General features: G+C 74.1%; 20 protein-coding genes. 11 read left to right on the forward strand and 9 right to left on the reverse strand.

The genetic code is table 11. The features are described from left to right. Window positions 1-86: 86 nt before the first annotated feature. Window positions 87-422: a DUF2530 domain-containing protein gene (locus tag ACZ50K_RS14035; RefSeq protein WP_468902013.1), complete on the reverse strand. Its 336-nt coding sequence runs from the start codon at window positions 420-422 to the stop codon at window positions 87-89. A 148-nt stretch (window positions 423-570) separates the two neighbouring features. Between ACZ50K_RS14035 and ACZ50K_RS14040 the strand changes: the two genes are divergently transcribed. Next, window positions 571-2,022, forward strand: coding sequence for an NCS2 family permease (locus ACZ50K_RS14040; protein WP_468902016.1), 1,452 nt, complete (start codon window positions 571-573; stop codon window positions 2,020-2,022). On the opposite strand, the gene ACZ50K_RS14045 is transcribed toward ACZ50K_RS14040, so the two are convergent. After that, window positions 2,015-2,197 (reverse strand): hypothetical protein, encoded by a 183-nt coding sequence (locus ACZ50K_RS14045; protein ID WP_030156886.1) that lies wholly within the window; start codon window positions 2,195-2,197, stop codon window positions 2,015-2,017. The two genes, ACZ50K_RS14040 and ACZ50K_RS14045, sit on opposite strands and share 8 nt — an antisense overlap. Before the next feature lie 118 nt (window positions 2,198-2,315). Here ACZ50K_RS14045 and ACZ50K_RS14050 point away from each other — a divergent pair, with 118 nt between their 5' ends. Both ACZ50K_RS14050 and ACZ50K_RS14055 read left to right on the forward strand, forming a co-directional pair. Continuing rightward, window positions 2,316-2,753, forward strand: a complete 438-nt coding sequence (locus ACZ50K_RS14050; RefSeq protein WP_468902019.1) for a MarR family winged helix-turn-helix transcriptional regulator — start codon at window positions 2,316-2,318, stop codon at window positions 2,751-2,753. A 24-nt stretch (window positions 2,754-2,777) separates the two neighbouring features. Beyond that, on the forward strand, window positions 2,778-4,136 hold the full coding sequence (locus ACZ50K_RS14055; RefSeq protein ID WP_468902022.1) for an MFS transporter: 1,359 nt from the start codon (window positions 2,778-2,780) through the stop codon (window positions 4,134-4,136). A 384-nt stretch (window positions 4,137-4,520) separates the two neighbouring features. Here ACZ50K_RS14055 and ACZ50K_RS14060 read toward each other — a convergent pair whose 3' ends face one another. Next, window positions 4,521-5,513, reverse strand: a complete 993-nt coding sequence (locus ACZ50K_RS14060) for an aldo/keto reductase (protein WP_468902024.1) — start codon at window positions 5,511-5,513, stop codon at window positions 4,521-4,523. Window positions 5,514-5,554: 41 nt separating this feature from the next. After that, a complete protein-coding gene (locus ACZ50K_RS14065; protein ID WP_468902027.1) occupies window positions 5,555-6,241 on the reverse strand; it encodes a GDSL-type esterase/lipase family protein in 687 nt (228 codons plus the stop codon). A gap of 68 nt (window positions 6,242-6,309) precedes the next feature. Here ACZ50K_RS14065 and ACZ50K_RS14070 point away from each other — a divergent pair, with 68 nt between their 5' ends. Next, entirely contained in the window at window positions 6,310-7,395 is a 1,086-nt protein-coding gene (locus ACZ50K_RS14070; RefSeq protein WP_468902029.1) for a WD40 repeat domain-containing protein, read from the forward strand. A gap of 42 nt (window positions 7,396-7,437) precedes the next feature. Here ACZ50K_RS14070 and ACZ50K_RS14075 read toward each other — a convergent pair whose 3' ends face one another. Together ACZ50K_RS14075 and ACZ50K_RS14080 are read right to left on the reverse strand one after the other, a co-directional pair. After that, entirely contained in the window at window positions 7,438-7,914 is a 477-nt protein-coding gene (locus tag ACZ50K_RS14075; RefSeq protein ID WP_468902031.1) for a Rieske (2Fe-2S) protein, read from the reverse strand. Between the two features lie 250 nt (window positions 7,915-8,164). Continuing rightward, a complete protein-coding gene (locus tag ACZ50K_RS14080) occupies window positions 8,165-9,082 on the reverse strand; it encodes a DUF3027 domain-containing protein (RefSeq protein WP_468902034.1) in 918 nt (305 codons plus the stop codon). Between the two features lie 333 nt (window positions 9,083-9,415). Here ACZ50K_RS14080 and ACZ50K_RS14085 point away from each other — a divergent pair, with 333 nt between their 5' ends. The 4 genes from ACZ50K_RS14085 (at window position 9,416) to ACZ50K_RS14100 (ending at window position 13,014) form a co-directional block, all read left to right on the forward strand. Further along, window positions 9,416-10,792 carry an MFS transporter gene (locus ACZ50K_RS14085; protein WP_468902036.1) on the forward strand — a complete coding sequence of 459 codons (1,377 nt, stop codon included), beginning with the start codon at window positions 9,416-9,418 and terminating at the stop codon, window positions 10,790-10,792. A 78-nt stretch (window positions 10,793-10,870) separates the two neighbouring features. Next, window positions 10,871-11,365: a DUF2771 domain-containing protein gene (locus ACZ50K_RS14090; protein ID WP_468902039.1), complete on the forward strand. Its 495-nt coding sequence runs from the start codon at window positions 10,871-10,873 to the stop codon at window positions 11,363-11,365. 19 nt (window positions 11,366-11,384) lie between these two features. Next, window positions 11,385-12,116 carry a futalosine hydrolase gene (locus tag ACZ50K_RS14095; protein ID WP_468902041.1) on the forward strand — a complete coding sequence of 244 codons (732 nt, stop codon included), beginning with the start codon at window positions 11,385-11,387 and terminating at the stop codon, window positions 12,114-12,116. Continuing rightward, window positions 12,106-13,014: a 1,4-dihydroxy-6-naphthoate synthase gene (locus tag ACZ50K_RS14100; protein ID WP_468902043.1), complete on the forward strand. Its 909-nt coding sequence runs from the start codon at window positions 12,106-12,108 to the stop codon at window positions 13,012-13,014. The genes ACZ50K_RS14095 and ACZ50K_RS14100 overlap by 11 nt, the downstream gene beginning before the upstream one ends. A gap of 93 nt (window positions 13,015-13,107) precedes the next feature. On the opposite strand, the gene ACZ50K_RS14105 is transcribed toward ACZ50K_RS14100, so the two are convergent. Then, window positions 13,108-13,491 (reverse strand): cold-shock protein, encoded by a 384-nt coding sequence (locus ACZ50K_RS14105; protein WP_468902046.1) that lies wholly within the window; start codon window positions 13,489-13,491, stop codon window positions 13,108-13,110. Window positions 13,492-13,679: 188 nt separating this feature from the next. On the opposite strand from ACZ50K_RS14105, the gene ACZ50K_RS14110 reads away from it, so the two are divergent. Further along, window positions 13,680-13,946, forward strand: a complete 267-nt coding sequence (locus tag ACZ50K_RS14110; RefSeq protein ID WP_468902049.1) for a hypothetical protein — start codon at window positions 13,680-13,682, stop codon at window positions 13,944-13,946. Window positions 13,947-14,042: 96 nt separating this feature from the next. Here the strand turns inward: ACZ50K_RS14110 and ACZ50K_RS14115 are convergent, their stop codons facing one another. After that, window positions 14,043-14,675, reverse strand: a complete 633-nt coding sequence (locus ACZ50K_RS14115) for an HAD family hydrolase (RefSeq protein ID WP_468902052.1) — start codon at window positions 14,673-14,675, stop codon at window positions 14,043-14,045. Between the two features lie 373 nt (window positions 14,676-15,048). Further along, window positions 15,049-16,179 (reverse strand): hypothetical protein, encoded by a 1,131-nt coding sequence (locus tag ACZ50K_RS14120; RefSeq protein WP_468902055.1) that lies wholly within the window; start codon window positions 16,177-16,179, stop codon window positions 15,049-15,051. 109 nt (window positions 16,180-16,288) lie between these two features. Between ACZ50K_RS14120 and ACZ50K_RS14125 the strand changes: the two genes are divergently transcribed. Both ACZ50K_RS14125 and ACZ50K_RS14130 read left to right on the forward strand, forming a co-directional pair. Further along, window positions 16,289-18,874, forward strand: a complete 2,586-nt coding sequence (locus ACZ50K_RS14125) for a helicase-associated domain-containing protein (protein ID WP_468902058.1) — start codon at window positions 16,289-16,291, stop codon at window positions 18,872-18,874. Between the two features lie 120 nt (window positions 18,875-18,994). Beyond that, the gene (locus ACZ50K_RS14130; RefSeq protein ID WP_468902060.1) at window positions 18,995-20,638 is read left to right on the forward strand and encodes a DNA repair helicase XPB; all 1,644 of its coding nucleotides are present in this window, start codon (window positions 18,995-18,997) and stop codon (window positions 20,636-20,638) included. Window positions 20,639-20,697: the final 59 nt, after the last annotated feature.

The following is a 20,697-nucleotide window of genomic DNA, read 5'->3' on the forward strand; positions in this document are numbered from 1 at the left end:
GTCTGGCGCCGAGGGCGATATCCGGCCACGGCGGCCGGGGGCCACGGGCCGACCGGCGATGCCCAGGCCGACCGGGCCGACCGGGGCTATTCGGCGGGCCGCTCGGCGGCCGGGGCCGCGCCGCCGTCCGGGGCTGCACCCGGCCCCGTGGCGGCCTCGGCCCCGGTCGCAGCGGCGGCAGCCGCATGGCGCTTGAGGGCGGCCTCGCGGGCCCGGACGTACCAGACGCCGATCAGTCCGAGCGCGCCGCCGGCCGCGCAGGTCCACACCCACCAGAGGAGGTCGCGGTCGGCGAACCAGCCGTAGAACGGGAGCTGCACCAGGAAGAGGCCGAACCAGAGGATGGTGCCGCCGGTGACGGTGGCGACCACCGGGCCCTCCAGGGGAGCCGGTGCCTCGTGCTGGGGTGTCCACTTCGCCATATCGCCAGTCTAGGCGGCCGCTTCCGGGGTCTACGCGCGGAGATGGACGCTCTGTCGTTCATGTGTTCATACTGAAACGGTTTGCGTGCGACCGGATTTATTCGTATGAATCCACCAGAACGAACCCCCTTGAACCCATGAGGACCGCATGAGCACCTCGGCACCCGCCGCGGCCCCGACCTCCCAGCCGCCCACGCCCCCGAAGAACGGCCTGGACCGCTACTTCAAAGTCTCCGAGCGCGGTTCCACCTTCGCCCGCGAGATCCGGGGCGGACTCGCCACCTTCTTCGCGATGGCCTACATCATCGTGCTGAACCCGATCATCCTCGGCAGCGCCAAGGACATGTACGGGCACCAGCTCGACGGCGGCCAGCTGGTCACCGCGACCGTCCTGACGGCGGCCTTCTCCACCCTGCTGATGGGCGTGATCGGCAACGTCCCGATCGCCCTGGCCGCCGGGCTCGGCGTGAACACCGTGGTGGCCCTCCAACTGGCCCCCCGGATGAGCTGGCCGGACGCCATGGGCATGGTGGTACTGGCCGGCTTCGTGGTGATGCTGCTGGTGGCCACCGGTCTGCGCGAGCGGGTGATGCACGCGGTGCCGCTCGGCCTGCGCAAGGGCATCGCCATCGGCATCGGCCTGTTCATCATGCTGATCGGCCTGGTGGACTCCGGGTTCGTCTCGCGCATCCCGGACGCCGCGCACACCACGGTCCCGCTCCAGCTCGGCTCGGACGGGCACCTGCACGGCTGGCCGGTGCTGATCTTCGTGGTGGGTGTGCTGCTCACCCTGGCCCTGCTGATCCGCAAGACCCCCGGCGCGATCCTGATCTCCATCGTGGCCATGACCGTGGTCGCGGTGGCGGTGCAGCTGCTGGCGGACCTGCCGGGTCAGGCCTGGGGGCTGACCGTCCCCGAGTGGCCGGGCAACCCGGTGGCGGCTCCCGACTTCGGGCTGGTCGGGCAGGTCAGCCTGTTCGGCGGGTTCGGCAAGGTCGGGTTCCTGACCGGCCTGCTGTTCGTGTTCACCGTGCTGCTGTCCTGCTTCTTCGACGCCATGGGCACCATCCTGGGCGTCGGCGACGAGGCCAAGCTGATCGACGAGGACGGCAACTTCCCGGGCATCAACCGGGTGCTGCTGGTGGACGGACTGGCGGTGGCCTCGGGCGGCGCCACCTCCTCCTCGGCGACCACCTGCTTCGTGGAGTCCACGGCCGGGGTCGGCGAGGGCGCCCGTACCGGTCTGGCGAACCTGGTGACCGGCGGTCTGTTCGCGGTCGCGCTGTTCCTGACGCCGCTGGCCACCATGGTGCCCTCGCAGGCGGCGACCCCCGCGCTGGTGGCGGTGGGCTTCCTGATCCTGGCCGGATCGGTGAAGGACATCGACTGGAGCGACTTCACCATCGCGGTGCCGGCCTTCCTGGCGATGCTGATGATGCCCTTCACCTACTCGATCACCAACGGCATCGGCATCGGCTTCATCAGCTTCTGCGTGCTGCGCCTGGCGACCGGCCGGGGCCGCGGGGTCCCGGTGGCCATGTACGTGGTGGCGGCGGTGTTCGTCTTCTACTACGCCATGCCGGCCCTGGGCCTCACGTGAGGCCGTAGAACTTCTCCGTCTCGTCGACGGCCGCCTTGAAGCGCTCGTCGAAGTCGTCGCGAATGAGCGTCCGGACCACATAGTCCTGGACGCTCATTCCGCGTTTGGCCGCGTGAGTCCTCAGCCGGTCGAGGAGCTCCCCGTCTATGCGCATGCTCAGCACATGTGTCCCCATGGCGAAAGAGTCGGGCCACCGGCCGCCGACGCGTGTCACTTTCCGGAACCGACTCACCCTTACGAGTGATGTATGGGTCGGATGTTCTTTAGAGAGAGTAATGAGTTACTCTAAATACATGCCAGACCTGACCCATGGCGACGACGCTGCCGCCGTGAACGACCTCCGCTCCGCCGTCATGCGGCTGGGCCGGCGCCTGAAGCACCAGCGCGTCGACGAATCGCTGAGCCCGACCGAGATGTCGGTGCTCGGCACCCTCGCCCGCTGCGGCCACGCCACCCCCGGTGAGCTGGCCCGCCGCGAGCACGTCCAGCCCCCGTCGATGACCCGCATCATCGCGCTGCTGGAAGCCAAGGGGCTGGTCAGGCTGGAGCCGCACCCGGACGACCGCCGCCAGAAGGTGGTCAGCCAGACGGAGGAGGCCGAGGCGATGCTCGAAGAGAGCCGTCGCAAGCGGAACGCCTTCCTGGCCGGGCTCGCGGCCGAGCTGTCCGAGGACGAATGGGCCAAGCTGAGGGAAGCGGCGCCCGTCCTCGAAAAGCTCGCCCACCTGTAGGAGCACCAGAGGAGGCGAAAGCCCTTGAGTACGGGAACCGGAGCAGACTCCGCCCCCGGACCGATATCCACCCCCGACGCCGGCCCCCGGACGGGCCGGCGCAGCGAGAACTCGATGTTCGGCTCGCTGCGCATCCGCAACTACCGGCTCTTCGCGACCGGCCAGGTCGTCTCGAACACCGGCACCTGGATGCAGCGCATCGCCCAGGACTGGCTGGTCCTCTCACTGACCGGCTCCGCCTCCGCGGTCGGCATCACCATCGCCCTGCAGTTCCTGCCGATGCTGCTGTTCGGGCTCTACGGAGGCGTACTCGCCGACCGGCTGCCCAAGCGGCCGCTGCTGCTGGCCACCCAGGGCGCGATGGGCCTCACCGGCGCCGCGCTCGGTGTCCTCACCATCACCGGACACGTCCAGGTCTGGCACGTCTACCTGACCGCCTTCCTGGTCGGCATGATCACCGTGGTCGACAACCCGGCCCGGCAGTCCTTCGTCTCCGAGATGGTCGGACCCGACCAGCTGGCCAACGCCGTCAGCCTGAACTCGGCGAACTTCCAGTCCGCCCGGCTCGTCGGTCCCGCCGTCGCGGGCGTGCTGATCACGGCCGTCGGCTCCGGCTGGGCCTTCCTGCTGAACGGACTGTCCTTCGCGGCCCCGATCATCGGGCTGCTGCTGATGCGGACCGGCGAACTCCACCCGAGCACCCCCCGGCCGCGCGCCAAGGGGCAGCTCCGCGAGGGCCTGCGCTATGTCGCGGGCCGCCCCGAGCTGGTCTGGCCGATCGTCCTGGTCGGCTTCATCGGCACCTTCGGGTTCAACTTCCCGATCTGGCTGACCGCCTTCACCGAGGACGTCTTCCACGCCGACGCCGGCACCTACGGCCTGCTCAACACCCTGATCGCGGCCGGCTCGCTGGCCGGCGCCCTGCTGGCCGCCCGCCGCGGCCGGGCCCGGCTCCGGCTGCTGGTCACGGCCGCCGCCCTGTTCGGCGCGCTGGTCTCGGTGACCGCCTTCGCGCCCTCGTTCTGGCTGTTCGCGGCCCTGCTGGTGCCGGTCGGCATGTTCGGCCTCACCGTGAACGTGGTGGCGAACTCCAGCGTCCAGATGGCCACCGACCCCGAGATGCGGGGCCGGGTGATGGCCCTCTTCATGATGGTCTTCTTCGGCGGCACCCCGCTGGGCGCCCCGCTGGTCGGCTGGATCACCGACCAGTTCGGCGCGCGGACCGGGATGGCCGCCGGCGGCCTGGTCTCGCTGGCCGCCGCGGTCGCGGTGGGCCTGGTGCTCTCCCGGGTGGGCAACCTCCGGCTGAGGGTGGACCGGCACGGGGTCTCCTTCGTCCCCGCCGGACGGCCCGCCGACCGCGAACTGGTCAAGGTCGCATGACCCCGGCCGGCGGCTACGTGCCGCACCTCACACCGGCCCGTCGCCGTCACGGGGACGTCGACCTGCGGGCCCGGGTGAGCGGGCCGGCGGAGTTCGGGGAGGCCCTGGCAGGTGCGTGAGCTGCGTCCGGTGCGCAGCCGGCTGCCCGGCGCCGGGGTTCCCGGTGAGCAGCCCCGCTACGAGCCGGTGCGTTCCTGGCCGCTGACCGGCCGACCGGGTGACGGGGAGCCGCCCGTCATTCGTTAGGCTCGGCGTGTGGATCCCAAGACCAGAAACCGTGTGATGGCCGGTGTGCTCGTGCTGATGTTCGCCGTGGTGGCGGTCGCTTCGGCCATGAGGTAGCCGTGGCGCCGCCCCCGGGGGCGGCGGCGCCACGGCGTCCGGCTACCAGGCGAAGGCCTCCGGGGAGGGTCCGGGTCCGGGGAAGATCTCGTCCAGGCCGGCCAGCACCTCCTCGCCGAGTTCCAGCTCCAGTGCCGCGAGGGCGCTCGCCAGCTGCTCGGGCGTGCGCGGGCCCACGATCGGGCCGGTGATCCCGGGCCGGGTCAGCAGCCAGGCCAGGGCCGTCTCGCCGGGCTCCAGGCCGTGCTTGTCGAGCAGGTCCTCGTACGCCTGGACCTGCGCCCGCACCGAGGTGTTCGCCAGCGCGTCCGCGGACCGGCCGGAGGCGCGGCGTCCGCCCTCGACCTCCTTGCGGATGACCCCGCCGAGGAGTCCGCCGTGCAGCGGGGACCAGGGGATCACCCCGAGGCCGTACTCCTGGGCCGCCGGGATGACCTCCATCTCGGCGCGCCGCTCGGCCAGGTTGTAGAGGCACTGCTCGCTGACCAGTCCGACGGAGCCGCGCCGGGCGGCGGTCTCGTTGGCCTGGGCGATCTTGTAGCCGGGGAAGTTGGAGGAGCCGGCGTAGAGGACCTTGCCCTGCTGGATGAGGACGTCCACGGCCTGCCAGATCTCCTCGAAGGGGGTCTGCCGGTCGATGTGGTGGAACTGGTAGACGTCGATGTAGTCGGTCTGGAGCCGCTTGAGGCTGGCCTCCACGGCCCGGCGGATGTTCAGCGCCGAGAGCTTGTCGTGGTTGGGCCAGGCGGAGCCGGTCTCGCCGGCCATGTTGCCGTAGACCTTGGTGGCCAGCACCGTCCGGTCGCGGCGGCCGCCGCCCTCGGCGAACCAGGTGCCGATGATCTCCTCGGTGCGGCCCTTGTTGTCGCCCCACCCGTAGACGTTGGCGGTGTCGAAGAAGTTCAGGCCCGCGTCGAGCGCGGTGTCCATGATCGCGTGGCTGGTGGGTTCGTCTGTCTGCGGACCGAAGTTCATCGTGCCGAGAACGAGTCGGCTGACCTTGAGTCCGGTGCGTCCGAGCTGCGTGTACTTCATGGGGCACTAGCCAACTGCCTGGAGTCCACTCGAAGCAAGGGTCAGTCCAGCGGCCGGTAGGGCGCGCCGAGGTCCCAGGCCTGGTGCATGACGGCGGCGAACTCCCCGGCGAGCCGGTGTTCCCCGGAGGCGTTGGGGTGGGTGCCGTCGTAGGTGTCCCGGTCGATCTCGTACCCGTCCGGGCGTGCCGCGAGCAGCAGCGGGGAGGTGTCCGTGGACAGGTCGGCCACCGTCTTGGCCAGCAGTTCGTTGAAGCGCTCGACCTCGGCGGCGAACGGGGCGTCGGTCTCGGCGCGGCTGTTGGGGATGACCGGGAGGAGCACCATCCGGACCGTCGGGCGAGCCGCGCGGGCGGCCGTCACGAACCGGCGGGCGTTGGCGGCGGTCTGCTCGGCGTCGGTGTAGAAGCCGAGGTCGATCAGGCCCAGGGAGACCAGCAGGACGTCCGGCCGGTGGGCGGCCACGGCCTCGCCGACGACGGGGGCCATGTGCTGCCAGCCCTCGCCCCAGCCGGCCAGGTGGCGGCGGGCGGGCGCGGGGAAGCCGGGGTCGGCGTAGTGGTGCGAGACGGGAGCGTCGGCGCCGGTGTCGTAGACCTCGGTGCGCGGGCCGACGATCTCGTGGGGGGTGCCGAGGGTGGCGGCGAGGTGCTGCCACATCCGATAGCGCCAGGTGTAGTCGCCGGCGCGTCCGATGGTCATGGAGTCGCCGACGAACATGAAACGCATCCCGTCATCATCGTGGATCCCACGGGCCGGTCCGCTGTGATGCCGGACACCCTGGCAGGCTGGAGGGCATGCGCCGTATCCCGCCCCGCCCCGCCGCCGTCCTCGCCGCCCCGGCGGCCGCCGTGCTCGCCGCGCTCACCGTCCTGACGGGCCCGGCAGCCGGGTCCGCCGGGGCCGCCGCCACTGCCCGTCCCGCCGCCGTCGCGGCGGACGGTGCCTCCTCCTTCGTGATCGAGGACCTGCGGATCACCGAGTCCAGCGGTCTGGCGGCCAGCCGGCGGCACCCGGGCGTGTACTGGACGCACAACGACAGCGACGACGGCCCCTACCTGTACGCGGTGGACTCCGCGACCGGGCGGACCGTCGCCCGGGTGACCATGACCGGGGTCGGCCGACCGCGCGACGTGGAGGCGGTGTCGCTCGGCCCGGACGGGGCCCTGTACGTCGGGGACATCGGCGACAACCTCGACGGCGGCTGGAACCACGTGTGGATCTACCGGTTCCCGGAGCCGGCGGAGCTGGGCGATGTGACCGTGCGGGCCACCCAGTTCACGGTGAAGTACGCGGACGGGCCGCGGGACGCCGAGGCCCTGATGGTCCATCCGAAGACCGGCCGGGTGTACATCGCGAGCAAGAACCGGCACGACAAGGGCGGGCTGTACGAGGGTCCGGCGAAGCTGTCGGCCACCGGCACCAACGTGTTCCGGCGGGTGGCGCCGGTGCCGTGGGTGACGGACGGGGCGTTCTCCCCGGACGGCACCCACCTGGCCCTGCGCGGCTATCTGCTGGCCCGGGTGTACCCGTGGCGGGACGGCACCCTGGGCGGCGGGGACGGCGAGCGGATCGACGCGCCGTGGCAGGGGCAGGCGGAGTCGGTGACCTACTCGGCGGACGGTTCGACGCTGATGTTCGGGGCGGAGGGGCCGCGGAGCGAGGTGGTGGCGGTCCCGGTGCCGGCCGCGGCCGGCGGGCCGCCGGCCTCCGCCGGGCCGTCCCGGGGGCCCGGGTCCGGGTCGGGCTCCCCGTCGGCCGGCTCGGCCGAACCGGCCGGGGAAGGCGCGAACTTCACCCGCGGGGCACTGGTGCTGGCGGCCGCCACCGGCCTGGTCCTCGTCGGTAAACGCCTGTTCCGCCGACGCGCGAACCGCGACTGACGGGGCGCGCGGCGCGGGCGCTCGGGGGCGTGCCGGTGTGGCTCATTCCGCCTTGGGGGGACGGACCAGGGTGATGCGGTCTCCGGTGACGGTGATCACGGCCGGGGGCAGCGGGCGGGTGGCGGGGCCGTCCGCCGGGGTGCCGTCCTCGGTCTTGAAGAGGCTCTGGTGGCAGGGGCAGACGATGTGTCCGTCCGTCACCGAGGAGACGGAGCAGCCCGCGTGGGTGCAGACCGAGGAGAAGGCCTTGAACTCGCCGGCCTTGGGCTGGGTGACCACGACCTTCTGCTTCTTGAAGACCTTGCCGCCGCCGACCGGGATCTCCGAGACGGCGCCGAGCTCGACGCCCTTGGCCGCCTGTTCCCCTCCGGTGCCGGCCGAGGCGCCGGGGTCGGTCGCGGTGTCGCCGCCGGTGCCCGTCCCGTCGCCGCCGCTGCTGCCGCAGCCCGCCAGCGCGGTGCCGGCGACCGCCGCCGCGCCCGCAGCCAGGACCGTACGCCGAAGCGTGGTGTCGCCCATGCCCGTGCCTCCTTCGTCGCCCGGCGCCCGCGCGGTGCCGCACGGCACCGGGAGCCCCGGAAGTGGACTCGCAGCCAACACGTACCACCAGTGGAGCGGGTTCACCGGGGATTCACCCCGGATGCGGGGCGGCCCGGCCGGACCGGGCGGCCCCGATACCGCCGGACGGGGTCCAACGGGGTCCGCCGGAATCCGCCCGGGCTCGGGTCCGCGGGCGGACCCTGGGGCGGACGGTGGAGCGGAGGGTCCGTCAGGAGTGGCCCAGGTCGGCGGTTTCGAGGTCCTCGGCGGGCACCGTGCCCCGGACCTCGGCGGGGTGCAGCGGGAACTCGTCCGAGCCCATGGAGTCGAGCACCGGCGGGGCCGGGCGCAGCGGCTTGGGCATGACCGCGGCCTCGGAGTGGCCTCCGCAGCCGTAGGACAGCGACACCAGGCGGCCGTCGGCCGGGCCGAACTCGTTGGCGCAGACTCCGAAGGCCTGGCCCAGCGAGCCGCCGATCTTGACCAGGAACCCGCAGGAGACGCAGGAGGCGGGGGCCGCCTGGGCCATCGGGGTCTTCGCGCCGAAGGACTCGTCCCAGCGGTCGGCGGCGGTGTGCAGGCCGTACCGGGACAGCACCCGGGCCCGGCGCATGCCGAGCTCCTCGGCGACCGAGGTGATGGAGCCGCGCTCGGGGACCACGGTGCGGTCGGTGAGGTCGGCGTCCTCGGCCTCGGCGAGCTCGGCGAGGTCCTCGGAGAGGATCGAGTTCGGCGGCGGGGTGTCCTCGCCGGAGTAGCCGGGCTCCAGCCGCAGGTCCTCGGCGTCGGTGGGCAGCAGGTCGCCGGGGCCCATGTCGCCGGGGCGCAGCCGCTCGCTCCAGGGCACCCATTCGGGGGCCAGGAGGGCGTCCTCGCCGGGCAGGAGCACCGTTTCGTCGAGGGTGACGAGTTTCGCGCGGGAGGCGCGGGTGACGGTCACCGCCCAGCGCCAGCCCCGGTAGCCGGGCTCCTTGGCCTCGAAGAAGTGGGTGACCACCCGGTCGCCCTCGGCGACGGCGGCGACGTGCTCGCCCACCACACCGGGGGCCGCGGCCTCCTCGGCCGCCGCGCGGGCGAATTCCACCGCCTCGACGCACAGGCGGTCGGGGGTGCGGGGGGTCCGGCTTCGCGTGGTCGCAGCACTCACTGGTCTCGTTCTCTCCTACGCCGTCTCACGAGTGCGCCGTCCGTACTTGTCGTTCACAACGACCCGTCGGTCAGTACCCTGCGTGGCGCGGGCGGAGCGGACCAGAGGGCCGCGTCGACGTCCGCGCCCGATGGGTCCCGGGCGCGCCTACTGCCATCCATTCTGCGGGACAGCGAAGAGGCGCGCGGCCAGGAGCAACCGCCGGTGGCGCGCTACGCACGCTACCTCCTTCCAGGCTCCGGGCCCACATGCAAGTCCGATTCTCGGACATCGGCGGGCCGGTCGCGTGTCCCGCGGGGGGTCTGTCGGGGCCCACTGGGGCACTATGGCCAGGTGGCACCCGTACGTTCGGCCGATGGCGGCCCGGACCGGGCCCGCCGGGCCGGCCGGGCGGTCGGGCGCGCCCTGCACCTGCCGTTCACCGGTACGGCGCGCGGGATCCGGCGGGCCACGCACGCGCACGGGGCGGGCGAGTCGGGGCTCGGGAAGCTCATCGAACTGCACGCGGTGAACGGCGCCGGCGATGTGATGATCACGGTGGCGCTGGCCTCCACGGTGTTCTTCTCCGTTCCCACGGACGAGGCACGCGGCCGGGTGGCCCTGTACCTGGGCATCACCATGCTGCCGTTCACCCTGCTCGCCCCGGTGATCGGACCGCTGCTGGACCGTCTGCCGCACGGCCGGCGGGCCGCGATGGCGGCGGCGATGCTGGCGCGGGCGCTGCTGGCGCTGATGATGTCGGGCGCGGTGGCCACCGGCGGGCTGGAGCTGTATCCGGCCGCGCTGGGGGTGCTGGTGGCCTCCAAGGCGTACGGGGTGGTGCGCAGCGCGGTGGTGCCGCGGCTGCTGCCACCGGGGTTCTCGCTGGTCAAGGCGAACTCCCGGGTGACGCTGGCCGGGCTGCTGGCCACGGGTGCGGCGGCGCCGGTGGGTGCCGGGCTGCACATGATCGGGCCGGCCTGGCCGCTGTACGGGGCGAGCGTGGTGTTCCTGGCCGGGACGGTCGCGGCGTTCCGGATGCCGCACAAGGTGGACGAGGCCAAGGGGGAGCGGCGGGCCCGGCTGTCCACCCACGAGCCGAAGTCGCGCAAGCCGGGGCTGCGGACGGTGGGTCCGTCGGTGCTGTGCGGGCTGGGCGCGAACGCGGCGATGCGCGGGCTGTCCGGGTTCCTGATCTTCTTCCTGGCGTTCCTGCTGCGGGAGCAGCCGCTGGCCGGGCAGAGCGCGGCGGTGTCGCTGGGCATCGTCGGCGTGTCGGCGGGGGTGGGGAACGCCTGCGGGACGGCGGTCGGGGCCTGGCTGAAGGCGCGGGCCCCGGAGGGGATCGTGGCGACGGTGCTGTCGCTGACCCTGGGCGTGTCGGTGCTGGCGGCGGCGTTCTTCAGTCCGGTGATGGTGGCGGTGCTGGGGGCCACCGCGGGGTTCTGCCAGGCGCTGGCCAAGCTGTCGCTGGACGCGATGATCCAGCGGGACGTGCCGGAGTCGGTGCGGACCTCGGCGTTCGCCCGTTCGGAGACCCTGCTGCAGATGGCGTGGGTGGTGGGCGGGGCGATCGGGATCTCGCTGCCGCTGAACGGGGTGCTGGGGATGGCGGTGGCCGCCGCGATCGTCGCGGCCGGCACCACGATGGCGCTGCGCGGGCTGCTCAGCTCCCCGCACCACCGGACCCCCGGGTCCTCCCCCGGGTCCTCACCGGCGAAGGTGTTGTGAGCCCCCGGCGGACGGGTGCGGCGCGGCACCCGCACCCCGTGCGGTGCGGGGGCGGGTCGGCCCGATAGCCTTCGGCTCATGACCGCACCGCTTATCCCGGGTAGGGCCCGCCGCAGCGTCGCGGCCCTCGGGGCCGTGTCAGCCGGCCTCCTCCTCCTGACCGCCTGCGAAAAGCCGACCCCTCTGGCGACCGTGACGGTCGGCAGCTCCTCGGTGTCCGCCGAGGCCAGCTGCAAGCCCGAGTCCGGCAAGAAGGAACTGGAGGTCGAGAAGGTGCAGTCCTGCCTGACCGACCTCAAGAAGGCCAAGACCATCGAGTACGGCCGCGGGGACACCCTGCGGCTGGGCGTCGAGCCGGAGGTCGTGGAGCACGGCGACCAGTGGCAGGCGGTGCTGGACGGCCAGCCGATCACCGACCTGTCGAAGAACACCTACCGCAGCTTCCCGAACGCCGACATCTTCGCCACCGGCGGCCAGGGCGAGGCCCCGGCCTCCAAGTCGCTGAACATCGTGCAGCTGTCCAAGGACGGCAAGCCGCTGTCCGTGTGGGCGTTCCGTCTGAAGCTCAAGTAGTCCGGGCGGAGGGCATCCGGTGCGCGCGCTCGTCGTGACCGCGGTGCCGGCGGAGGCGGACTCCGTCGTCACCGGTCTCACCCCTCATCCGGACCCCGTGGAAGCGGGGCCGCGCACATTGCCCGGCGGGTACCTCATCACCCGCCGGGACCTTCCCGGGCTGGCCCTCGACGTCCTCGTCGCCGGTGTCGGTCCGGCCGCCGCCGCGGCCGGTACCGCGACCGCGCTGGCACTGGCCCCGGCCCCGTACCAGGTGGTGGTGTCCGCGGGCATCGGCGGCGGGTTCGCGCCCGCCGCCCCGACCGGCTCGCTGGTCGTGGCCGACGCCCTGGTGGCCGCCGATCTCGGCGCCGACACCCCGGACGGGTTCCTGACCGTCGACGCGCTCGGCTTCGGCCGGAGCGTGCACCTGCCGCCCGCCGGGCTGGCCGCCCGGGCCGCCGAGGCCACCGGGGCACTGCTGGCGCCGGTACTGACCGTGTCCACGGTCACCGGCACCGCCGCCCGGGCCGCCGAGCTGGCCGCCCGGCACCCGCTGGCCGGGGCCGAGGCCATGGAGGGCTTCGGAGTGGCGGAGGCCGCCGCCGCGCACGGGCTGCCGGTGCTGGAGATCCGTGCCGTGTCCAACACGGTCGGACCGCGCGACCGGGACGCCTGGCGGATCGGCGACGCGCTGGCCGCGCTGACGGCCGCGTTCCGCGTGCTCGGACCCGTACTCGCGAACTGGGGAGAACACCACCATGACCGGTGACCAGGACAAGATTCAGGGCCGGGGCCATGGCCAGGGCGAGGGCCAGGACTCCGGGGGCGTCGGCGTGCGGATCGCGTACTCGCCGTGCCCCAACGACACCTTCGTCTTCGACGCCTGGGCACACGGCCGGATCCCCGGCGCGCCCGCCCTGGACGTCACCTTCGCCGACATCGACCTCACCAACGGCATGGCCGAGCGCGGCGAGCTGGACGTGCTGAAGGTGTCGTACGCGGTGCTGCCGTGGGTGCTGGAGCAGTACGCCCTGCTGCCGTGCGGCGGAGCCCTGGGGCGCGGCTGCGGCCCGCTGGTGCTGGCCCGGGAGGCCGGCCTGGACCTGACCGGGCGGACCGTGGCGGTGCCCGGCGAACGCTCCACCGCCTATCTGCTGTTCCGGCTGTGGGCGGCCGACGTGCTGCCGGGCGGGATCGGCCAGGTCGTGGTGATGCCCTTCCACGAGATCATGCCCGCGGTCCGGGACGGCCGGGTGGACGCCGGACTGGTCATCCACGAGGCCCGGTTCACCTACCGCGACTACGGACTGCACTGCCTGGCCGACATGGGCGAGCACTGGGAGTCCACCACCGGACTGCCGATCCCGCTGGGCGCCATCGTCGCGAAGCGGTCGCTGGGCGCCGAACGGCTGCGCGCCCTGGCCGACGCGGCCCGCAGCTCGGTGCGGATGGCCTGGGAGGACCCGGAGGCGTCCCGCCCGTACGTCCGGGCGCACGCCCAGGAGCTGGATCCGGCCGTCGCCGACCAGCACATCGGCCTGTACGTGAACGAGTTCACGGCCGACCTCGGCGACGACGGGTACGCGGCGGTGCGCGGCCTGCTGACCCGGGCGGCGGCGGAGGGCCTGGTGCCGCCGATCGCGGCGGACGCGCTGGAGTTCCCGTAGCGGTGCGGGGTCCCGGACGGCACCGTGCCCCGGACGGCACCGTGCCCCGCCACTCGTGGGAGCGGCGGGGCACGGTCCGGCTTCGGTGACGGGTCAGACGTCCAGCTGGTCGGCGACCGCGCGCAGCAGACCGGCGATCTTCGCACCCTGCGCCCTGTCGGGATAGCGGCCGCGCTCCAGCATCGGCGTGATGTTCTCCAGGAGGGTGGTCAGGTCCTGGACGATGGAGGCCAGTTCATCGGGCTTGCGCCGCTGGGCGGCCGCCACCGAGGGGGCCGGTTCCAGGACCGTCACCGAAAGGGCCTGGTCACCGCGCTGGCCCGCGACCACGCCGAATTCGACGCGCTGGCCGGGCTTGAGCGCCTCGACCCCGGCAGGGAGCACCGACGAGTGGACGAACACGTCGCCGCCGTCGTCCCGGGAGAGGAAGCCGAAGCCCTTCTCACTGTTGAACCACTTGACCTTGCCGGTAGGCACGTCTGTCCTCTGTCCTCGCTCGTCGGATCGGCATCGCCGTCCGGTGTGCGCAGCGAACGGCCCCGGACAGCAGTACAGCGGGTCGTCCGCGACCCGCCACCTCCAGGCTAATGGTCCAGGGGCGGCTGACAAGACGTCCCCCGGACCGAACCTGTCGACCGCTTCGGCCAGGGAACTACCCTGGTGGGGTGACCTCTACTCCTCAGTCCGAAGACGCACGGCCCGGCGACGCATTGGTCAAGGCCGGCGGCATCGTGTTCCTGCTCGGCGCGCTGGCCACCCTGGCGACCATGGCACCGCTGTTCCTGGGCACCGACCCGTTCCCGTCGTACGCGTGGGCGGTGTGCATGCTGATGGGCGTCGGCTTCATGATCTCGGCGGCCGGCGTGCTGCGCGGAATCGCCGCCCAGCGGCGGGCCGCCACCGCCTCCCAGACGGCGGCACCGGGCGCGTGACGCCAGGCGTCTGAAGCCTGGCGCCTGCCGGCTGCCGCTCGGCGCGTGAGCGCCGACCGCTCCGGCGGAGCCGGGCGTGGGCGCCCCGGGGGTCGCTCAGACGGCGGGGCGGGCGGCGGCCGTGTACTCGGCCAGCCAGGCGGGCAGGGCCGTGAGGTCGGGCAGCACCACGTCCGCGCCGGCCGCCCGCAGCTCCGGCTCCGGGCAGGGCCCGGTCGGCACCGCGACGGACAGCGCCCCGGCGGTACGGGCGCCGCGCACGTCGCCGACGTGGTCGCCGACGTACACCTGCGCCCCGTGCTCGCGCAGCGCGCCCGCCTTGGCCTCCGCCCACAGCCAGCCGATCACCGCGTCCGGCTCGATGCCGAGGTGGCTCAGGTGCAGCCGGGCGTTGGGCTCGTGCTTGGCGGTGACCACGATGGCGCGCCCACCGAGCGCCCGCACCGCCTCGATCGCCTCACGGGCACCCGGCATCGCCGGGGTCGCCTCGATCGCATGGGTGGGATAGATCTCCCGGTAGCGGTCCGCGACCGCCGGAATCTCCTCCTCGGCGAACCAGTGCGCGAGCTCCTCCTCCAACGGCGGCCCGAGCCGGGTGACCGCGAGGTCCGCGTCGATGAAGGCCCCCGTCTCGGCCGCCAGCGCCACATAGGTGGCACGGATCCCGGGCCGGGAGTCGATGAGGGTCATATCGAGGTCGAAACCAACGGTCAGCACACTCTGGTCCATACCCCCATTGTGCCGACGCCCCCTCCGGGGCCTCGGCGCCGGGGGGTACGGGTCAGGCAGCGCGGGCCACGCGTCCGCCGGACGGGGCGCAGCCCGGCGGCCGGGGCCCCGCGGCCGCCGGGCCGCGCCCGGGAGGTCCCGGGGCGGGCGCCCCCCTGTGCCCGCCGGGCCAGCTGGGCCGGCGGGGGCGGACGGGCGAACGCGAGGTGCCCGAGACCGGGGCTCCTCCCCCGGGACCCAGCGGTCGCTGGTCAGCGCGCGGCAATACGCGCGGAGCGCGGACGGCCGTCGGCCGCGAGGCCCGGGCCGCGCACCGCCCGGCCGTGGGGCCGGGGCCGGCCCGGGGCAGGAGGGCATGGGCCGGGGCGTCGGGTCAGTGGCGGGTGGCTCGCCAGGTGAGGTGGAGGGCCGAGGCCACTGCGGCGGCCCGGACGGTCCAGGGGAACAGGGCGCGGAGGGCTTCGCCGGTGCCGTCGGCGGCGATGGCCTCGCCCCATTGGCCCGAGGCCCGCCCCCACACCCACAGCAGCACTCCGGCGGCCACCACCCCGGGCAGCCCGAACACCACCCATTTGCGTTCCGTCGGGCCGAGCACCTTCGACCCGTACGCGAACAGCCAGCCGAGGGCGAGCAGCAGCCAGTGCCCGACGATCGCACCGGCCACCAGCACCGCCGCGGCCAGCAGCAGGAAGACGTGCGGCCGGGGACGGGCGGCGGGGGCGGCCGGGGCCGGTTCGGGGGCGGCGGCCGGGGCCGGCTTGCGGCGGCGCTCGCGCAGGGCCCGTACGGCACCCCGTACGCCTCCGGGCCCCGGCTCGGGCGCCGGCTCGGGGTCCGGGTCCGGCGCCGGGGCGGCGGCCGGTTTGCCGAAGGAGGCGGGGAACTCGATTCCGCCCGCGAAGCCCTCGACCTGCGGCCCCGCCCCGTACAACTGCGGGGACACCCGCCACCAGTCGGGCTCCGGCCCGCCCGCGCCGCCCGAGGGCCCGAGTTCGTCCAGGCCCGCCAGATGCGGCGGCGCCCCGCCGGTGGGCACTTCGGGGGTCATGGCCGGGGCAGGGGCGGCGGAGGTGTCGGGAGCGCCGGGGGCGGACGTACGGGACCGGCGGAGCCGGGCGGCCGACCACCGGCCTTCGGCGGACCGGCCGTCGGTGGACCGGCCGTCGGTGGACCGGCCTTCCGTGGACCGGCCTTCGGTCGGGCGCCGCCCCGCGGTGCGCTGGTCGGGGACGCCGCGCGCCTCCGGCTCGCCCGCCCGCTCCGCCGCGCCGCCCGGACGCCCGGCGAGGGAGTCCAGGACCTCCTCCGGGCTGCCGATGCGTTCCAGGATCCGCCGCACCGCCGCCGGGGTGTCCGGGTCGTACTTGGCGCGCCGGCGGTCGATCTCGTCCCGCAGCCCGGCCACCAGCCGCATCCGGTCCCCGGAGGCCAGCTGCCGACGCTGCGCCAAGTCCCCGACGCGGCTCAGGTATTCGTAGACCAGATGGTCGCTCTCGATCCCCATGCCCGGCTCCTCCCGTACCGTCCCCGGCGTCCCGCGGGGCTCCCCCGGTCCCGAAGGTAGCGCGTGCGCCCGTGGAGCCGCCCGGGGCGCAGCGGATAACGTTGGCCGGATGGGGGCCGGCGGGACCGGCCGAGGCGACCTGGAGGCGAACGTGCCCGACGCAAGCACCGCGGGGACCGCACCGCGCTCCCTGGCCGAGGCGCTGCGCGCCCGCGACGACGCGGGCCTCGCCGCGCTGCTGTCGGCCCGCCCCGACCTGCTCAGCCCCGTTCCGGGGGACTTGACCCAGCTGGCCGGCCGGGCCGGCACCCGGGCTTCGGTGGTCCGGGCCCTGGACCGGCTGGACCGTTTCGCCCTCCAGGTCGCCGAGGCCCTGGCGGTGGCCCCGGAACCCTGCGATCCGGCCACCCTGGAGGCCCTGCTGACGGGTGCTCCGGCCACGACGGCCACGACGGCCACAACAGTCTCAGACGCCGACGGGGACGGGGACGGGGAGGACGGGAGCGATCACGGCGGCCACGGCGGCCACGAGGCCGCCACCGGCTCCGCCGCCGCGCTGGCCGCCGCGATCCGGCGCGAGCTGCCGCGCACCCTGGAACTGCTGCGCACCCAGGCGCTGGTCTGGGGCGAGGACGACCGGCTGCGGCTGGTCCGCACCGTCCGGGAGCTGCTCGCCCCCAGCGCCTCCCGCCCCTCCCCGACCGGTCTCGGGCCGACCGTCGCCGAGGCCACCTCGGGGATGTCGCCGACCCGGGTCCAGGAGATCGTGGCGAACGCCGGGCTGCCCGCCACCCACGACCCGGTGTCCGCCGTCACCGCGCTGACGGGGCTGTTCACCGATCCGGAGCGGATGTCGGCGCTGCTGGACGAGGCCCCGGCGGAGGCCCATCAGGTGCTGGACCGGCTGGTGTGGGGGCCGCCGTACGGGGAGGTCACCCCGAACCCGACCCCGCCGGTGCGCTGGCTCCGGGACCGCGGGCTGCTGCTGCCGGCCTCGCCCCGGACCGTGGTGCTGCCCCGCGAGGTCGCGCTCCATCTGCGTGGCGGGCGGGCGCACCGCAGGCCCGAGCCGGAGGCCCCGGCGGTGCCGGCCGCGGCCGAGCACCGGCCCCGGCTGGTGGACGCGAACGCGGCCGGGCAGGCGCTGGCCGCGCTGGCCGCCGTCGAGGAGCTGCTCAAGTCCTGGGAGCACGGGGCCGGACCGGCCGTGCTGCGGGCCGGCGGGCTGTCCGTACGCGATCTGAAGCGGACCGCGGCCACCCTGGACCTGACCGAGCCCACCACCGCCTTCTGGATCGAACTCGCCTACGCTGCGGGTCTGTTGGCCAGCGACGGCGAGGCCGACGAACGGTACGCCCCCACCCCCGCCTACGACGAGTGGCTCGAACTCCCGCCGGAGCGGCGCTGGTCGCTGCTGGCCGGCGCCTGGCTGCCCGCCACCCGGACCGCGGCACTGGTCGGCGAACTCGACGGCAAGGGACGCACCCTGGCCGCCCTCGGCCCCGACCTGGACCGGTCCGCGGCCCCGGAGGTCCGCCACCGGGTCCTGGAACTCCTCGGCACGCTCCCCGAAGGCGCCTCGGCCGGCGCCGAGGCCCTGCTGGACCGGCTGGCCTGGGAACGGCCGGTCCGCCAGACCGGCGAACTGCGGGCCCGGCTGGCCCGGTCGGCCCTGGACGAGGCGGAACTCCTCGGGGTCACCGGCCGCGGCGCGCTGGCCGCCCACGGCCGGGCCCTGCTGGCCGGCGAGGACCCCGCCCCGCTGCTCGGGCCGCTGCTGCCGGAGCCGGTGGACCACGTACTGCTCCAGGCCGACCTGACCGCGGTGGCCCCGGGCCCGCTGCGCCGGCCGCTCGCGGACACCCTCGCGGTGCTCGCGGTGGTGGAGTCCAAGGGCGGGGCGACCGTGTACCGGTTCACCCCGGCCTCGGTACGGCGGGCCCTGGACGCCGGGCGGACCGCCGCCGAACTCCAGGCCTTCCTCACCGAGCACAGCCGCACCCCGGTCCCGCAGCCGCTCTCGTACCTGATCGACGACGTGGCCCGCCGGCACGGCCATCTGCGGGTGGGCGCCGCCTCCTCGTACGTCCGCTGCGACGACGACTCCGTGCTCGGCGAGATCCTCGCCGACAAGCGGTCCGCGGCCCTCGGCCTGCGCCGGCTCGCCCCGACCGTGCTGGCCGCCCTCGCCGACCCGACGGTACTGCTCGACGGACTGCGGGCCATGGGGTACGCGCCCGCCGCCGAATCCCACACCGGGGACGTGCTGGTGTCCCGGACCGACGCCCACCGCACCCCGCCGCGCACCGCCCCCCGGCCGGTCCCGGACGGCCCGCCGGTCCCGGACGCCACCCTGCTCGCCGCCGCGGTCCGGGCCGTCCGGGCCGGGGACCTGGCGGCGACCGCCGTCCGCAAGGAACCCACCGCGCCCGGCGGCCGGGCCCCGGCCCCCGGCGAACTCCCCCGCACCACGGCGGCCGAAACCCTGGCCACCGTCCAGGCGGCGGCCCTGACCGGCAGCGCGGTGTGGATCGGCTACGTGAACGCGGAGGGCGCGGCCAGCCAGCGGGTGATCGCCCCGGTCCGCGTGGAGGGCGGCTTCGTGACGGGCTACGACCACACCGCCGACGAGGTCCGCACCTACCCCCTGCACCGCATCACGGGCGTGGCAGAACTCGCCGACGACCAGGTGTAGCCGCCGGCCGGACGTATCGGCGTCGGCGTCCGCGCTCCCGACGGAGCGGCCGGATGGCAGACTGGAGGTTTGGTCTGCCGCATCCGGGGGGCCACCGCTGCCCGAAGGGACGCACGCCAGGTGAACGGTCCGCTCATCGTTCAAAGCGACAAGACGCTGCTGCTTGAGGTCGACCACGAACTCGCCGAGCCCGCGCGGCGGGCCATCGCGCCCTTCGCCGAGCTGGAGCGGGCTCCCGAGCACATCCACACCTACCGGATCACCCCCCTCGGCCTGTGGAACGCCCGGGCCGCCGGGCATGACGCCGAGCAGGTCGTGGACGCGCTGGTGGAGTTCTCCCGCTATCCGGTGCCGCACGCGCTACTCGTGGACGTGGCGGAGACCATGGCCCGGTACGGGCGGCTCACCCTGTCCAAGCACCCCGTGCACGGGCTCGTGCTGACCAGCACCGACCGGCCGGTGCTGGAGGAGATCCTGCGGTCCAAGCGGATCACCCCGCTGGTCGGGGAGCGCATCGACGCCGACACGGTGGCCGTGCACCCCTCCGAGCGCGGGCAGATCAAGCAGACCCTGCTGAAGCTGGGCTGGCCGGCCGAGGACCTGGCCGGATACGTGGACGGCGAGGCCCACCCGATCGAGCTGGCCGAGGACGGCTGGCAGCTGCGCCCGTACCAGCGGCAGGCCGTCGACGGGTTCTGGCACGGCGGCTCCGGGGTGGTCGTACTGCCCTGCGGCGCGGGCAAGACCCTGGTCGGCGCGGGCGCCATGGCCGAGGCGAAGGCGACCACGCTGATCCTGGTGACGAACACGGTGTCGGCCCGGCAGTGGAAGCACGAGCTGGTCAAGCGGACCTCGCTGACCGAGGACGAGATCGGCGAGTACAGCGGCACCCGCAAGGAGATCCGGCCGGTCACCATCGCCACCTACCAGGTCCTGACGACCAAGCGGAAGGGCATCTACCCGCACCTGGAGCTCTTCGACTCCCGGGACTGGGGGCTGATCGTCTACGACGAGGTGCACCTGCTGCCCGCCCCGGTGTTCAAGTTCACCGCCGACCTCCAGGCCCGCCGCCGGCTCGGGCTGACCGCCACCCTGGTGCGCGAGGACGGCCGGGAGTCGGACGTGTTCTCGCTGATCGGGCCCAAGCGGTTCGACGCGCCGTGGAAGGAGATCGAGGCGCAGGGCTACATCGCACCGGCCGACTGCGTCGAGGTCCGGGTCAACCTGACGGAGAGCGAGCGGCTGGCCTACGCGACCGCCGAGACCGAGGAGAAGTACCGCTTCTGCGCGACCACCGCCACCAAGCGGAAGGTCACCGAGGCCCTGGTCCGGAAGCACCGCGGGGAGCAAACCCTGGTCATCGGCCAGTACATCGACCAGCTCGACGAGCTCGGCGCGCACCTCGACGCCCCGGTGATCAAGGGGGAGACCTCCAACGCGCAGCGCGAGAAGCTCTTCGACGCCTTCCGGCAGGGCGAGATCAGCGTGCTGGTGGTGTCCAAGGTCGCGAACTTCTCGATCGACCTCCCGGAGGCGACGGTCGCCATCCAGGTGTCCGGCACCTTCGGGTCCCGGCAGGAGGAGGCCCAGCGGCTGGGCCGGGTGCTGCGCCCGAAGGCGGACGGGCACGAGGCCCGGTTCTACTCGGTGGTCGCCCGCGACACCATCGACCAGGACTTCGCGGCGCACCGCCAGCGGTTCCTCGCCGAGCAGGGCTACGCCTACCGGATCATGGACGCCGACGAGCTCCTGAAGGGGGACTGAGCCTCCGCCTCAGCGGCTCCGGCGGCTCCACGGCTCCGGCGGCTTCACGGCTCCGGCGG

The sequence above is a fragment of the Streptomyces sp. NPDC033845 genome (genome assembly GCF_055576225.1).

Excerpts from the sequence above, each read along its gene's own strand:
- ACZ50K_RS14035 (WP_468902013.1), bottom strand. The coding sequence starts at position 422 with ATGGCGAAGTGGACACCCCAGCACGAGGCACCGGCTCCCCTGGAGGGC.
- ACZ50K_RS14040 (WP_468902016.1), top strand. The coding sequence starts at position 571 with ATGAGCACCTCGGCACCCGCCGCGGCCCCGACCTCCCAGCCGCCCACG.
- ACZ50K_RS14045 (WP_030156886.1), bottom strand. The coding sequence starts at position 2,197 with ATGGGGACACATGTGCTGAGCATGCGCATAGACGGGGAGCTCCTCGAC.
- ACZ50K_RS14050 (WP_468902019.1), top strand. The coding sequence starts at position 2,316 with ATGCCAGACCTGACCCATGGCGACGACGCTGCCGCCGTGAACGACCTC.
- ACZ50K_RS14060 (WP_468902024.1), bottom strand. The coding sequence starts at position 5,513 with ATGAAGTACACGCAGCTCGGACGCACCGGACTCAAGGTCAGCCGACTC.
- ACZ50K_RS14065 (WP_468902027.1), bottom strand. The coding sequence starts at position 6,241 with ATGCGTTTCATGTTCGTCGGCGACTCCATGACCATCGGACGCGCCGGC.
- ACZ50K_RS14070 (WP_468902029.1), top strand. The coding sequence starts at position 6,310 with ATGCGCCGTATCCCGCCCCGCCCCGCCGCCGTCCTCGCCGCCCCGGCG.
- ACZ50K_RS14075 (WP_468902031.1), bottom strand. The coding sequence starts at position 7,914 with ATGGGCGACACCACGCTTCGGCGTACGGTCCTGGCTGCGGGCGCGGCG.
- ACZ50K_RS14090 (WP_468902039.1), top strand. The coding sequence starts at position 10,871 with ATGACCGCACCGCTTATCCCGGGTAGGGCCCGCCGCAGCGTCGCGGCC.
- ACZ50K_RS14100 (WP_468902043.1), top strand. The coding sequence starts at position 12,106 with ATGACCGGTGACCAGGACAAGATTCAGGGCCGGGGCCATGGCCAGGGC.
- ACZ50K_RS14115 (WP_468902052.1), bottom strand. The coding sequence starts at position 14,675 with ATGGACCAGAGTGTGCTGACCGTTGGTTTCGACCTCGATATGACCCTC.
- ACZ50K_RS14120 (WP_468902055.1), bottom strand. The coding sequence starts at position 16,179 with ATGGGGATCGAGAGCGACCATCTGGTCTACGAATACCTGAGCCGCGTC.
- ACZ50K_RS14125 (WP_468902058.1), top strand. The coding sequence starts at position 16,289 with ATGGGGGCCGGCGGGACCGGCCGAGGCGACCTGGAGGCGAACGTGCCC.